Origin of the sequence: Vibrio ostreae, assembly GCF_019226825.1 — a bacterium.
In the GTDB taxonomy this organism is placed as follows: Bacteria; Pseudomonadota; Gammaproteobacteria; order Enterobacterales; family Vibrionaceae; genus Vibrio; species Vibrio ostreae.
In genome coordinates this window covers 40,068-53,812 of the sequence record NZ_CP076642.1, presented here as the reverse complement: position 1 = coordinate 53,812, position 13,745 = coordinate 40,068, and the positions used below count along the sequence as shown (strand labels likewise).

Here is a 13,745-nt window from a genome sequence, read left to right as displayed (position 1 = left end):
ATGGTGCTGCTGATGACGACTGAGATGTGAACGGCCCTGCTTAACGACACGAAATTTGTGAGCCCTAAACAACTTTCAGCAAAATAGAAACTCGCTAATTGGTTGATTTTTGCAAGTTATGGAACTTGAACAATACTTATACCATCGTCGAACTAGAGATGGCTTTATGACCAAACGTTGCTACCCGCTGAGCATTCAAATCAGTACATTATTTGTCGTTTTAGTAACATTAGTTGGATCAGCATTAATTGCTGTCAGTTACTATCATTCACAGCAGTTACTGACCACCAGTGCCAAAGAGCTCAGCCATGAAAATAGCCGCAAACTTGAAGCAGCGTTTAGTCAGAACGCGTCACCGGTACTGACGACTCTCGATTTCATGGCTTTTAGTCACTTTGTCGATCAGGGTTTGCCGCCCCAGGAAGCGAAAAACTGGTTTGCGGCGCTAAGCCTGGTGTTTAAACGTAATCAGGATTTAATTGCACTGTATTACGGTAATAATCAGGGCGACTTCACGATGATAAGGCCGCTTAACAGTGCCGAATCACGCAAACAGTTTGACGCACCTCCGGAAGCACAACTGTTTATTAACCGCACCCGGATGGATGGCAGCAGTATCGTATTATTTGTCGATAGCGAACTGAATACTATGATGACTCGCCAGAGCCACGACAATACATACGACCCACGAGAGCGCCCGTGGTACATTCAGGCTCAAGACGATGGCATCACACGACTCACCGAGCCCTACTCTTTTCACTTTCTCCAAACCCACGGTGTCACACTTTCCAGACGCTCTTATGATGGTCAAACCGTGGTAGCGGCAGACTTCACGTTAAATTCACTCTCTAACCAGATGGCCCGTATCGGTTATTCGCCCGATGCCAAACTTGCGCTGTTCGATCATCAATTCCGCCTGCTGGCTGAACACAATACCGGGATGACGGTGAGCGACAGCGATCAGCAAACCAAACAAAAACTGGCCTCCGGTATTTTCGGTTCGATAGCCAACCGTATCAGCAGCCAAACCTTATACACCACCACCCATTTTGCCTCTGACGAATGGTCCGTCACCCTGACCCCGGTGACGCTCAACGAGCACGTCCATCTGCTCCTGGCGGAAGCAACGCCTCAAAAAGCGCTACTAGCTAACCTGCTGTCTATGCGCGATCAGCAAATCATGGTCGCCATTTTTCTACTGATGGGCTGTTTCCTGATTGTCTGGTTCACGGCGCGGCGTCTGGCCAGTCCGCTGGAAAACCTGGTGGTACAGACAGATAACATCGCGCGCTTTGATTTTCAGAAAACCCGCTATCCGAAAAGCGTGATCAAAGAGGTGGCCGATCTTACTCAGTCCATCGAATTGATGGAACACACTCTGCACGACCTGCTGAAACTATTGCGTGAAACCGCTTCGAATCAGGACTTTGATGTGCTGGCGAAAACCATTACTCATCAGAGTTACATCGTGACCAGAGCGGAAACCATTTTGCTCTATTTGTATTCGAATGAATGTCAAACGTTCACGATTGCCGCCAATCATGCAATTATTCCGTTCAAAATCGATATCAATCAGTTAGTTCAGGACACACCCTGGCTACTTTCTGAACTGAAGAAAGGGGAACTGGTTCACCTGACTCGTGATGACAATATCCTGCGCAAACACAAAGACTATTTGTTTAACAGCGATATCTATCTTTTTCCGTTACTTAACCGCCATCGTCAGCTCGTCGGCGTACTCAATCTCAGCTATGAACGTACCACCACCAAGGCACAACTCGATAAACACGCGTTTTTACGTGAGGTACTCAGTTTTGCTGAAATAGCCAAAGACAATATCGACAAAATGCAGCAGCAAAAAGATATGCTGAATGCCTTCATCGCCTTGATCGCCTCTGCCATCGATACCAAATCTCCATACACTGGCGGACATTGCCAGCGTGTCCCCGAGCTCGCCAAGATGCTGGCCAAAGCTGCGGTGGAGGATCATCATTACTTCCCACGCTTCACCATGAACAGTGAACAATGGGAAGAGCTTAATCTGGCCGCCTGGATGCATGACTGCGGTAAAGTCACCACGCCTGAGTTCGTAGTTGATAAAGCCACCAAGCTCGAGACCATTTATGATCGTATCCATGAGATACGCATGCGTTTCGAACTGCTCAAAATGCAAGCTGAAGCCGAGTATTGGCAAGCCGTTGCTCAGGGCGGCGACCCAACTGAACTTCAACAGCAACTGGACAGCACCCGACACACGTTAGACGAGGAGTTCAGTTTTGTCGCTCAATGCAACATCGGCTCTGAATTTATGCGTGATGAGGACATTGAACGCTTGCAACAAATTGCCAGGCGTCAATGGAAACGGACTCTGGACAACAGGCTGGGCGTTTCCCATCTGGAACAACAACGTTACCCTGACAATGAGAGCCTGCCCGTTATGGAAGGCTTGCTGGCCGATAAACCAGAGCACCTAATCACCTGGGCCAAAGACACCCAACCAGCAGCGGTACAGCAGTCAGAGTTCACACTCAAACCGCTCGATGTCCAATACAATCGCGGCGAGCTACATAATTTGAGTATTCGCAGTGGTACGCTGACCGATGAAGAGCGCTTCGTCATTAATGACCATATTATTCAGACTATCGAAATGCTGCGTCGCCTGCCCTATCCGGAACATCTGCAGAATGTGCCGGACATTGCCGGCAACCACCATGAACGTATGGATGGGAAAGGTTATCCGCGCGGGCTGAACGAAGAGCAGTTATCAATCCCGGCCCGGATCATGGCCATCGCTGATGTGTTTGAAGCTCTGACATCCAGTGACCGGCCATACAAAAAAGCCAAAACGCTGACTGAGTCGATAGCCATCATGACCCAGATGGCAACCTCGGGCCACATTGACCCTAAACTGTATGTGCTGTTTCTGGAGACCGGTGTTTATGCTGAATACGCCCAGCGCTTCTTAAATACGCAGCAATGTACCGAGGTCGATATTGGCGAAGAGATTAAAACCGTTAAAGCCTTTATGAAGGCTCAGTTTTAAAAACAAGGCCGGTTCGGAGATAAATTCAAACTAAGTTTACCAGTCAGTACCTTTAAAAATTAGTAAGTTAGCTAAAAAATAACTCAATTATTGGTCGATTGCGCTATCAATAGTTGATGTGTGTCAAATTGTCGTAGACAATACCCCTCCGGGCGAGATCTCATATTTGCTATTTATGTGATCTCCCTATCGGTTTTGCCTATCGACAATATAGGCATCACCTTCTTTCTATTTGTGTATTGCGCTGCTAGGGTTGGCGCATGCTAACTACCTCGTTTTTAAGGGAAAGATGATGGTAATACCTGAAAACAGCAGCATCGTGATTTTTGGTGCTTCGGGCGACTTAACTTACCGTAAGTTGGTTCCTGCTCTGTATCATCTGTATGCAAGCAAGCAATTGCCTGAGTCCTTTGCTATTTTGGGCGTGAGCCGTACTGAATACAGTGATGAATCATACCGCGAGAAGCTGAAACGCTCGCTTCAGGAACTGGAGAAAACAGAACCTGAAATCCTTGATGCCTTCTGTGAACACCTTCACTATCAAGCTATTAATACATCCGACCAGGATGATTACTCAAAACTGACCACCCGCCTTGACCAACTGGCTGATAAATACAACCAGACTGAACGCAATACACTCTTCTATCTCGCGACGCCGCCAAGTCTTTACGGTGTGATCCCTGCGTGTCTTGCCTCTCAGGGTCTGAACGATGAATCCAATGGCTGGAAACGCCTGATCATTGAGAAACCGTTCGGTTACGACCTTAAATCCGCTCAAGAGCTGGATATCGAAATCCATAACCACTTCAAAGAACATCAGATTTACCGCATTGACCACTATTTGGGCAAAGAAACCGTGCAAAACCTACTGGTTTTCCGTTTTGCTAACGGTATGTTTGAACCACTTTGGAACCGTAACTTCATCGATTACGTTGAAATTACCGGTGCGGAGTTCCTGGGCGTAGAAGGCCGCGGTGGTTATTACGATGGTTCAGGCGCAGTGCGCGACATGTTCCAGAACCACCTGCTGCAAGTTCTGGCCATGGTGGGTATGGAGCCGCCGGCGGCTATCAACGCCAATTCCATTCGTAACGAAGTGAATAAAGTCCTGCAGAGCCTGCAACCGCTCTCCGATGACGACTTGCGTAACAACCTGGTATTGGGTCAGTACACCGAATCTGAAGTTCGTGGCAAATTCCTTCCGGGCTACCGCGACGAACCGGGCGTGGCTGAAGATTCACGTACCGAAACCTATATGGCACTGAAGATGTTTATCAACAACTGGCGTTGGAATGGCGTACCATTCTACGTGCGCAGTGGTAAACGCCTGCCAACCCGCGTGACTGAAGTGGTTATCCACTTTAAGCGTACGCCGCACCCAGTGTTTGGTCAAAATGCGCCAGAGAACAAGCTCATCATCCGTATTCAGCCTGACGAAGGCATTCTGATGAGCTTCGGTCTGAAAGAGCCGGGCGCAGGCTTTAAGGCAAAAGAAGTGTCAATGAACTTCCACTATGCCTCTCTGGAAGAGACCAAAATGCTGACAGCATACGAGCGCCTGCTTCTGGATGCACTGAACGGTGATGCGACACTATTTGCGCGCACGGATGCCGTGGAAGCGTGCTGGCGATTTGTTCAGCCAATTCTGGACTTCAAACAAGATCCTCAATCTCTGTACGGCTACGCCTGCGGTACATGGGGACCTAAAGAATCCGATGACCTGCTGAGCAATGATGGCCGTGAATGGCGCTTCCCTTGTAAAAATCTGACCAATACGGACTATTGCGAACTATGATCAATCACAAAATTCTGCCAACCGCGGATGCCGTTGTGGAATCACTCGCGAATGATATGAAGTCATTCAGCGAGCTGGGCCGCCCGGTACACATTTCTCTGTCTGGCGGCAGCACACCAAAAATGCTGTTCAAACTGTTGGCTTCTGAGCCATACGTAAGCTCTATTCAGTGGCAAAACCTGCACTTCTGGTGGGGTGATGAGCGCTGCGTAGCGCCGGATGATGCAGAAAGCAACTACGGTGAAGCGAACACTCTGCTGTTCAGCCAAATCGACATCCCGGCTGGTAACATTCACCGTATTTTGGGTGAAAACGAGCCTCAGGCAGAAGCTGAACGCTTTGCTCAAGAAATGGCTGACGTGATTCCATCAGACAATGGGACGCCTGTCTTTGACTGGATCCTGCTGGGTGTCGGCGCTGACGGCCACACTGCTTCTCTGTTCCCGGGTAAAACCAACTACGATGATGAGAACTTGTCTGTCGTCGCCTCTCACCCTGAATCAGGCCAGCTTCGTGTGTCTAAAACCGCGAAGGTACTGGAAGCAGCAAAACGTATTAGTTACCTTGTTCTTGGCGCTGGTAAGGCCGAGATCGTTTATGAAATTCACACCACTCCTGCTGAAGATCTGCCGTATCCAGCAGCGAAAATCCAGTCTTCGGCTGGTGAAACAGAGTGGTTTTTAGATTTAGACGCAGCAGCGAAGATTGCGTGAAGGAGAGAAAAATGAAAGGCGATATTGGTGTAATTGGCCTGGCAGTCATGGGCCAGAACCTTATCCTGAACATGAACGACCACGGCTTTAAAGTGGTGGCACATAACCGTACTGCGGCGAAAGTCGACGAATTCCTGCAAGGCCCGGCGAAAGGCACCAACATTGTAGGTGCTTACACCCTGCAAGAGCTGGTCGACAAACTGGAAGCGCCACGTAAAGTGATGCTGATGGTTCGCGCTGGCGCTGTGGTTGATGCATTCATCGACCAACTGGTTCCTCTGCTGGACAAAGGCGACATCATCATCGATGGCGGTAACACCAACTACCCTGACACCAACCGTCGCGTTGCGGCTCTGCGTGAAAAAGGCATCCACTTCATCGGTACGGGTGTATCCGGTGGTGAAGAAGGCGCACGTTTCGGACCTTCTATCATGCCTGGCGGCGCGCCGGAAGCATGGGAAGCGGTTAAGCCTATCTTCCAGGGCATCTCTGCAAAAACTGATGCGGGTGAGCCTTGCTGTGACTGGGTTGGCAACGACGGTGCTGGCCATTTCGTGAAAATGGTACACAACGGCATCGAATACGGCGACATGCAGCTGATCACTGAAGCATACCAGTTCATGAAAGATGGTCTGGGCATGTCTGCAGATGAAATGCAGGCCGTATTTACTGACTGGAACAAAACTGAGCTGAACAGCTACCTGGTGGAAATCACGGCTGACATCCTGGGCTACAAAGACGAAGACGGCGAAGCACTGGTTGAAAAAATCCTCGACACCGCGGGCCAGAAAGGTACCGGTAAATGGACCGGTATCAACGCACTGGACCTGGGCATTCCACTGACTCTGATCTCTGAGTCTGTGTTCTCTCGTTGCCTGTCTGCCCTGAAAGACCAACGTGTTGAAGCCGAGAAGCTGTTCGGCAAAACCATCACGCCGGTGGAAGGCGACAAGCAAGAGTGGGTGGATGCACTGCGTCAGGCTCTGCTGGCTTCAAAAATCATCTCTTACGCACAAGGCTTTATGCTGATGCGTGAAGCGTCAAACGAAAACGGCTGGGATCTGAACTACGGTAACGTCGCTCTGATGTGGCGTGGCGGTTGTATCATCCGCTCTGCGTTCCTGGGCAACATCCGTGACGCTTACGAAAACAACGCTGAACTGGCTTTCCTGGGCTCAGATGACTACTTCAAAAACATCCTGACCGGCAGTCTGGCCGCATGGCGTAAAGTGGCAGCGAAATCGCTGGAAGCAGGTATCCCGATGCCATGTACTACTTCAGCGCTGACGTTCCTGGATGGCTACACCACGGCTCGTCTGCCAGCGAACCTGCTGCAGGCACAACGTGACTACTTCGGTGCGCACACTTATGAGCGTACTGACCGTGCACGCGGTGAGTTCTTCCACACCAACTGGACAGGTACCGGTGGTGACACAGCGTCAACAACATACGACGTATAAGACGTGTTGAGGGGGAATTCACCCCCCTCTTCTACGCCTGAAAATTAAGCATCAGGGAGGATGTTAACTTAGTTAACATCCTCTATTTTTTGTCTGAATTCAGTTACAGAGAAACCACGATGACATTTTATAAAGACTATGTATTTGTTCCACAGGAAGCGGAACATGAAACACATAACGGAAATGAGTGTTCATCTGAGCAGAAAGCTCTGCGCCTGGCGATGGTAAAACACGCCCAGCAACAAGGTGGATGCTAATCCCGCTGAAAAAGAGACTCTCGTTTCGATTTAGCACGGCGGAACAGGCTGAAGGCATAAATAAGAAAAGCACCCTGCGGTGCTTTTCTTATTTATGCTTCTTGTTATGGCCTTTACCCGGGTTGTTGTGTCCATTAAAGCTATGATTATCCTTTTTACCGCCTTTGGCTTTATGCTTATGAGTATCACAATCGCCGCCACCCACTTTTATGCCACCAGCCTCAACGGACATACAGTCAGTCGAAATATCTAACTTATCGCCGATGCTGATCCCGGCCTGTGCGCCGCTGCAAGCCATCAGTAAGGCCAGAACAATTCCTGTACGTTTCATTCTAGTTATCCTTGTCAGTTTACTAAGCTGCGCATTTAACTATTGTCCGGCGCTGACCTCAATAGCAGACACCAAGCCTGACAGTAAAATGACTCGCTCTATACAGGCCACTTATAATATGGCATAACACCGTGCGTCTGAATGCACAGATCCGACACTAGAAAGATGACTTCAGTCCATCACATTGCTGACGGGCTTCATTATTCTCAGGTCCACTTTACGGCACCGTTTAAACATTGCGCTTAAACACGCACCCGCGGGTGCGTTTTTCATTGTTGTCACTCCGTCAGCAACAACGAACAAAACTTCAGCATCTGAACATCAATTTACGATTACAATCGGGTTTTGAGTTGAATGTTATCTCAATAACCTTTAGTTTATAGACGTCTAAACGTCTTTGCGCTTAAACATCCAAAACAACAACAGAGGGTTTATTTATGTCAAATCATACAGTCAGTGTTCTCGATGGTGGAATGGGTCGTGAATTAGAAAAACGTGGCGCGCCGTTCCGTCAGCCCGAATGGTCAGCACTGGCGATGATCGAAGCTCCTGACATTGTCCGTGATGTTCATTGCGCATTTATTCAGAGTGGCTCTCAGGTCATTACGACCAACAGTTATGCCTTAGTTCCTTTTCATATCGGTGAGGAACGCTTCAAGCGTGAAGCTCAGTTACTCGCTCACCGCGCCGGTGAAGTGGCTCGTCAGGCTGTAGCCCTGGAAGGTAACACCGCCCGGGTCGCCGGCTCACTGCCACCGCTGTTTGGTTCTTACCGCGCTGATCTGTATCAGGCCGATCGGGTCGCAGAGATCGCTACACCTTTGATCGAAGGACTGAAAGATAATGTTGATTTTTGGCTGTGTGAAACCCAAAGCCTGATTGCCGAACCAGTGGCGGTCAAAGCACTGCTCGACAAACTAGATAGCGAACACAAACCGCTGTGGGTATCATTTACACTAGAAGATTCAGAGCCGACTGATGTACCGCGCCTGCGCTCAGGCGAATTGGTTGAAGATGCCATCAATGCGATGCTGGCTCTTAACGTTAGCGCCATCTTGTTTAACTGCTGCCAGCCTGAAGTGATTCAGGAAGCCCTGACCATCGCCAAGCGTTGCCTGGACACAGCAGGGGCACAGCAAGTTCAGCTTGGTGCGTATGCCAACGCATTTCCTCCTCAGCCAAAAGACGCGACCGCCAACGATGGCCTGGATGAACTGCGTGCCGACCTGACACCGCCAGCCTACCTACTGTGGGCAGAGAAGTGGCAACAACAAGGCGCCAGCCTGATTGGCGGCTGCTGCGGTATCGGTCCGGAGCATATTGCTGCGCTGCATCAGCACTTCGCTTAATCGGAGCGAGTGATGCAACAACCGCAAAAAATCGGCCTGACCACGCTGACTGCTCTGGTGTTCAGCTCCATGGTCGGCGCCGGTATTTTCAGCCTGCCACAAAATATGGCAGAAGTCGCTGGTGTGGATGCCATTCTCACAGGCTGGCTTATTACTGGCGTAGGCATCTTACTGCTGGCCGGCTGTTTTTTACATTTGTCCCGTCTTAAGCCTGAACTGGATGGGGGTATCTATACCTACGCCCGCACAGGCTTTGGCGACACTGCAGGCTTTTTATCCGCCTGGGGCTACTGGCTGTGTGCCACAATTGGCGTGGTCGGTTACCTGGTGGTTGCCTTTGCCGCCATTGGCGCCTTTGTCGATACACCACAATCGGTCATTTTTGGCGACGGAAACACCCTGCCCGCATTTATCGGCGAATCGCTTATCCTGTGGGCGGTACACTATCTGGTGCTGCGCGGTATCAAACAGGCAGCCTTCATCAACCTGCTGGCAACCCTGGCAAAATGTCTGCCACTGATTGTGTTTATTGTCCTCGCCTACTGGGCATTTGAGCCGGCAACGTTTAACTTCGACCGTGCGGGTCAAAGCTTACAAACCCCGTTCATTGAGCAGGTAAAAGGCACCATGCTCATTACGCTATGGGTGTTCACCGGCATTGAAGGGGCAATCGTATTATCGGTGCGTGCCAAACGTCGCAATGATATCGGTAAAGCGACCTGTCTGGGTGTGATATTTGCGCTGATTCTGTATGTGTCCATTACTCTGCTATCTCTGGGCGTAATGAGCCGGGCAGATGTCGCCGCCCTGAATAATCCATCCATGGCCGGGTTGATGGCACACATGAGTGGTAGCCTTGGCCAGTGGGTAATCAGTCTCGGACTTATCGTATCAGTTCTGGCCTCTTACCTGAGCTGGATCATGTACTCAGCAGAGGTGCCGTGCACTGCTGCACAGCATGGCGCTTTCCCGCGCTTTTTTGCCAGACAGAACGAACAAGGCACATCACCGGCCTCGCTAACGCTAACCAGCGTGACAGTCCAGTTATGCCTGGTGCTGATCATGTGGACCGGGGAGAGTTATAACACTCTGGTACTTATCTCGACTTCGATGATCCTGATACCTTACTTCCTGGTGGGTGCTTATCTGGTCAAAATCGCCTTCGGACAAGCCGCAAGTTGGAACATCAAAGCCATTGGTCTCGGCGCCAGCCTGTATGGTTTGTGGCTGATTTACGCCGCGGGCCTCAACGCTCTGGTCTTATCCACCCTGCTCTATATTCCGGGTCTGATGGTGTTTTACTACAGCCGTCGTAAACATCGTCAACTGGCATCGGCCACATGATCTGCTGACACCCCCTGCTCATCAGGGGGCTGTCGCACACTAGTGCCAACATCCGCGCTGAGTTCCTGCACCAACTGTTGCCAGTCGTTAATCTCCCCTCGAAAATAGGCAATTTGCTTATCTGACGCCAAGCGTACAATCTCAACCAGATACTTATCGGAAATGGCTTGATTGTATTGAAATTTAGCACGCAGAACCGGACTGTAGAACTGCTCGGGAGCAAACAATAACGCCTGTAACTGCGCGCTGAACAAAGCTTCATTGTGTCGCAGTGTAAACAAATGAGTTAACTCGCGCCGCAGGCGGCTGTGAAAGGCAACCCAGTCTGCCGTGGTCACTTTCATCTCGTTTACCCACTGCGAAACCACGTCCTCTTGCTGAGCGCTAAGGCTGCCAAACCACTCCTCCAGATTGTCTGTTATCCGTTCCCGATAACGTACGCGAGCCTGACTTTGAGTCGTGTCACGATACTTTTCGGCAAACTCTTGCTGGCGCTCAGTTAATCCCTGCATAAATTGCTCAATCTGAGCATCGCTCAGAGTATTAGCCAACAGATACGCATCCGGCAGGAGATGCATTACCAAGCGCTGATAATGCTGCTGCACCTCCGTTCGGTGCAAGTCGAGTTGCCGTGGGCTAAATTGATCCGGTTGCAGTAAGGACAGCTGCTCTAACTGATGCAGGTAACGTGGCATCTCTTCCTGTTGTTGCCAGGTACTGAACGAGGCAATTTTATCGCTCAGCAATGCTTTCTGCGTCGAGTTCAATTCCACGTAATCTTCAACATAATCAATCACAAACCAATCAATATTGTTGTAGACAAACTTGGCACCGCAACCGGTCAGCACCAGCGCAGTGATGATTATTGCTATCCATCTTACCATCGGGCACGTCCTTTCTCGCTCTGTCAGTAACCATAGACTGCGTTCGAAGCTTATGCGACTTTTAGCGTATTCCTCGCGACATTCTGCTTCAGAAAATTCTTTTAACTTAACAACATAATCTATTTATTATACGGCAGGATTGTTGGTTTTTTGAGCTTGGGAGTTGGATCTCATTAAACCGTTTTTACTTCGGTTAGTCTGGTCAGGCACTCCAAAATTAGACCATGTATCAACATGGCTGCTTGTCTGAACAAACGCTACCAATAAAAAGTGAACCTATGCAGTTACACGAGCAATTAGCGCAGCGTATCGTCGATCGCGCGCAGAAAATCATCAAGTATCCGCTGAATGTCATGGACGAGACCGGCATCATCATTGCCTCCACTAATCCGGCGCGGCGCTATCAAAAACACGGCGGAGCCGTTCTCGCCCTGACGGAACTCAAACCTATCGAAATCTCCGAAACCATGCTGCCAGAGTTCCCCAATGTTAAGCCGGGCGTCAACTTACCGATTGTGTATAACAACGCAGCGATTGGCGTCATTGGTATTTCCGGCCCCTTGGTGGAAGTGCGTCCGTTTGGCGAAATGGTAAAAATGGCGGCTGAAATGGTGGTCGAATACACCTCGATGATGGAGATGACCCGCTGGAGTGAACGTAAGCTTGAAGAACTGCTACTGGAATGCATTGACCGAAGTTCCTCGCTGGAACACATCACCAATATGGCCGCTCAGCTCAAAGTCGACATCTTCAACCACCATGCGATGTGTGTGATTGAAGTGGACAGTTCAGAGGCGCAAAAAGAGGTGGTCAAAGTACTCAACAACTGGTCACGTAAGCGACTGAAAGCCGAATACTCTTATAAGTCGAGCGTAGTGCTGCTGAATGTCTCCGAATCGGAACGCGAGGATGGCAAAGCGATTGATGACTGGCAAAGTATCCGCAGCTATTTGAGTGAGTCGCTGAAGGTACCGTTTCAGTGCTCTCTGGGCGCGGTTTACAGCCAACCTAAGGAACTGCCGTTTGCGTTTGAAAGCGCGATGGCGGTGATGAAATGCGGGCAACGTCTCAATCCGAAGCAGCAGTTCTACCCTTACCACGAATACGAGCTGCCGGCACTGTTTGAGGGCTGCTTATCTCACTGGCAACGAAATAAGCTAGCCACTCATGCACAACAGCTTGAACTCCACGATCCGACACTGATCAATACTGTGTTGTGTTGGTTTGAAAATAACTGTGATATCAAAAAAACGTCTGCAAAATTATATGTTCACCCTAACACGCTGCGTTATCGCATAAAAAGGGTGGAAGAGATCTGTAACATCAATTTGCACCACTACAATGACATGTGTTGCCTGTATTTTAGTTTGATTTTATAGAGTATTAGCAGAGCTGTTGCCCGACTTTCAGGGCAGCAGCAATATTGTGTGCGCTGCGAATCACGTTGAATTTTGCCTGAGCAACAATCTCCTCAAAGGTCGTCACCTTGTAGACGGAGTCAAAGGCAGCATCAATTCCGTGGGAGTACACGGCCTCGATATCATCCCCCAACGCACCGACAATGGCGATAACAGGGAGATCATAACGTTTGGCAATACTGGCAACACCAACCGGTACTTTGCCATTCACACTCTGACTGTCGAGGCGCCCTTCTCCGGTAATCACCAGATCCGCTTCTTTAATCAGCTCCTCCAGCCCGACCGCTCGAGTCATGATCTCGATACCTGGCTTGAGCTCTGCATCGAGAAACGCGTAAAACGCGGCTCCCATCCCGCCCGCAGCCCCTGCACCCGGAATGTCACTCACTTTACGCTGCAGATCTTGCTCGACAATTACCGCGAAGCGGGTCAATGCCGCATCCAGTTGCTCGACCATTTGCACAGTTGCCCCCTTTTGCGGGCCGTACACATGTGAAGCGCCATTACTTCCGGTCAGCGGATTACTGACATCACAGGCCACTTCTATCAGACATTCTTTGAGGCGGGAATCCAGCGCGCTGACATCGATATGAGCCAGCTCCTGTAACGCAGCACCGCCAAACGGCAACTCGATTCCGCTGGCATCGGTGAACGACACCCCCAATGCCTGCAGCATGCCACAGCCTGCATCGTTGGTCGCGCTGCCGCCAATACAGAGGATCAAATGACGGATACCCTGATTCAAGGCATGCTCGATCAATTGGCCGGTTCCGTAACTGGTCGCGACCAGCGGGTCACGTTTTGCGCTCGGAATCAGTTCAATACCGCTGGCCGCCGCCATTTCAATAAATGCGGTTCTCTTATCTCCGGAGACACCATAAAAAGCATCATGTTGTTCACCGAGTGGCCCGACCACATTCACCGTGACCCGTTCGCCACCGGAGGCATCGACTAATGCTTCCACGGACCCTTCTCCTCCATCCGCGGTCGGACACTTCACATACTGCCAATCCGGAAAAACCTGTCGGAATCCCGTTTCAATCGCTTCTGCGACTTCAATCGCGCTTAAACTTTCTTTGTATGAATCAGGGGCGATAACAATTTTCATCAATAAGCACCACTTGATAGAAATTATGAAGCAGCAGGTTGTC

Annotated in this window: 11 protein-coding genes; 8 read left to right on the top strand and 3 right to left on the bottom strand. The window is 50.0% G+C overall.

Annotated features, from left to right (window positions below):
• Positions 1-166: 166 nt before the first annotated feature.
• The 5 genes from KNV97_RS00245 (at position 167) to KNV97_RS00225 (ending at position 7,268) form a co-directional block, all read left to right on the top strand.
• Positions 167-3,043, top strand: a complete 2,877-nt coding sequence (locus KNV97_RS00245; RefSeq protein ID WP_218561812.1) for an HD domain-containing phosphohydrolase — start codon at positions 167-169, stop codon at positions 3,041-3,043.
• Positions 3,044-3,335: 292 nt separating this feature from the next.
• Positions 3,336-4,838 (top strand): glucose-6-phosphate dehydrogenase, encoded by a 1,503-nt coding sequence (gene zwf, locus KNV97_RS00240; RefSeq protein ID WP_168797043.1) that lies wholly within the window; start codon positions 3,336-3,338, stop codon positions 4,836-4,838.
• Entirely contained in the window at positions 4,835-5,551 is a 717-nt protein-coding gene (pgl, locus tag KNV97_RS00235; protein ID WP_136486952.1) for a 6-phosphogluconolactonase, read from the top strand. Before zwf ends, pgl begins: the two co-directional genes overlap by 4 nt.
• 11 nt (positions 5,552-5,562) lie before the next feature.
• On the top strand, positions 5,563-7,011 hold the full coding sequence (gnd, locus tag KNV97_RS00230; RefSeq protein WP_218561792.1) for a decarboxylating NADP(+)-dependent phosphogluconate dehydrogenase: 1,449 nt from the start codon (positions 5,563-5,565) through the stop codon (positions 7,009-7,011).
• A 119-nt stretch (positions 7,012-7,130) separates the two neighbouring features.
• Entirely contained in the window at positions 7,131-7,268 is a 138-nt protein-coding gene (locus KNV97_RS00225; protein WP_168797053.1) for a hypothetical protein, read from the top strand.
• An 88-nt stretch (positions 7,269-7,356) separates the two neighbouring features.
• On the opposite strand, the gene KNV97_RS00220 is transcribed toward KNV97_RS00225, so the two are convergent.
• Complete coding sequence (locus tag KNV97_RS00220; RefSeq protein ID WP_218561791.1) at positions 7,357-7,599, bottom strand: CG2 omega domain protein; 243 nt, start codon at positions 7,597-7,599, stop codon at positions 7,357-7,359.
• A 437-nt stretch (positions 7,600-8,036) separates the two neighbouring features.
• Here KNV97_RS00220 and KNV97_RS00215 point away from each other — a divergent pair, with 437 nt between their 5' ends.
• Both KNV97_RS00215 and KNV97_RS00210 read left to right on the top strand, forming a co-directional pair.
• Complete coding sequence (locus KNV97_RS00215) at positions 8,037-8,948, top strand: homocysteine S-methyltransferase family protein (RefSeq protein WP_206208439.1); 912 nt, start codon at positions 8,037-8,039, stop codon at positions 8,946-8,948.
• Positions 8,949-8,960: 12 nt separating this feature from the next.
• Complete coding sequence (locus KNV97_RS00210; protein WP_218561811.1) at positions 8,961-10,292, top strand: basic amino acid/polyamine antiporter; 1,332 nt, start codon at positions 8,961-8,963, stop codon at positions 10,290-10,292.
• Here KNV97_RS00210 and KNV97_RS00205 read toward each other — a convergent pair.
• A complete protein-coding gene (locus KNV97_RS00205; protein WP_218561810.1) occupies positions 10,271-11,176 on the bottom strand; it encodes a DUF6279 family lipoprotein in 906 nt (301 codons plus the stop codon). The genes KNV97_RS00210 and KNV97_RS00205 overlap by 22 nt on opposite strands.
• A 278-nt stretch (positions 11,177-11,454) precedes the next feature.
• On the opposite strand from KNV97_RS00205, the gene KNV97_RS00200 reads away from it, so the two are divergent.
• Entirely contained in the window at positions 11,455-12,555 is a 1,101-nt protein-coding gene (locus KNV97_RS00200; RefSeq protein WP_168797054.1) for a sugar diacid recognition domain-containing protein, read from the top strand.
• Between the two features lie 4 nt (positions 12,556-12,559).
• Here KNV97_RS00200 and KNV97_RS00195 read toward each other — a convergent pair whose 3' ends face one another.
• The gene (locus tag KNV97_RS00195) at positions 12,560-13,702 is read right to left on the bottom strand and encodes a glycerate kinase (protein ID WP_136487368.1); all 1,143 of its coding nucleotides are present in this window, start codon (positions 13,700-13,702) and stop codon (positions 12,560-12,562) included.
• Positions 13,703-13,745: the final 43 nt, after the last annotated feature.

What these genes read in the sequence shown, in the direction of transcription:
- KNV97_RS00245 (WP_218561812.1), top strand. Translation starts at nt 167, where the DNA reads ATGACCAAACGTTGCTACCCGCTGAGCATTCAAATCAGTACATTATTT.
- zwf (WP_168797043.1), top strand. Translation starts at nt 3,336, where the DNA reads ATGGTAATACCTGAAAACAGCAGCATCGTGATTTTTGGTGCTTCGGGC.
- pgl (WP_136486952.1), top strand. Translation starts at nt 4,835, where the DNA reads ATGATCAATCACAAAATTCTGCCAACCGCGGATGCCGTTGTGGAATCA.
- gnd (WP_218561792.1), top strand. Translation starts at nt 5,563, where the DNA reads ATGAAAGGCGATATTGGTGTAATTGGCCTGGCAGTCATGGGCCAGAAC.
- KNV97_RS00225 (WP_168797053.1), top strand. Translation starts at nt 7,131, where the DNA reads ATGACATTTTATAAAGACTATGTATTTGTTCCACAGGAAGCGGAACAT.
- KNV97_RS00220 (WP_218561791.1), bottom strand. Translation starts at nt 7,599, where the DNA reads ATGAAACGTACAGGAATTGTTCTGGCCTTACTGATGGCTTGCAGCGGC.
- KNV97_RS00215 (WP_206208439.1), top strand. Translation starts at nt 8,037, where the DNA reads ATGTCAAATCATACAGTCAGTGTTCTCGATGGTGGAATGGGTCGTGAA.
- KNV97_RS00210 (WP_218561811.1), top strand. Translation starts at nt 8,961, where the DNA reads ATGCAACAACCGCAAAAAATCGGCCTGACCACGCTGACTGCTCTGGTG.
- KNV97_RS00205 (WP_218561810.1), bottom strand. Translation starts at nt 11,176, where the DNA reads ATGGTAAGATGGATAGCAATAATCATCACTGCGCTGGTGCTGACCGGT.
- KNV97_RS00200 (WP_168797054.1), top strand. Translation starts at nt 11,455, where the DNA reads ATGCAGTTACACGAGCAATTAGCGCAGCGTATCGTCGATCGCGCGCAG.
- KNV97_RS00195 (WP_136487368.1), bottom strand. Translation starts at nt 13,702, where the DNA reads ATGAAAATTGTTATCGCCCCTGATTCATACAAAGAAAGTTTAAGCGCG.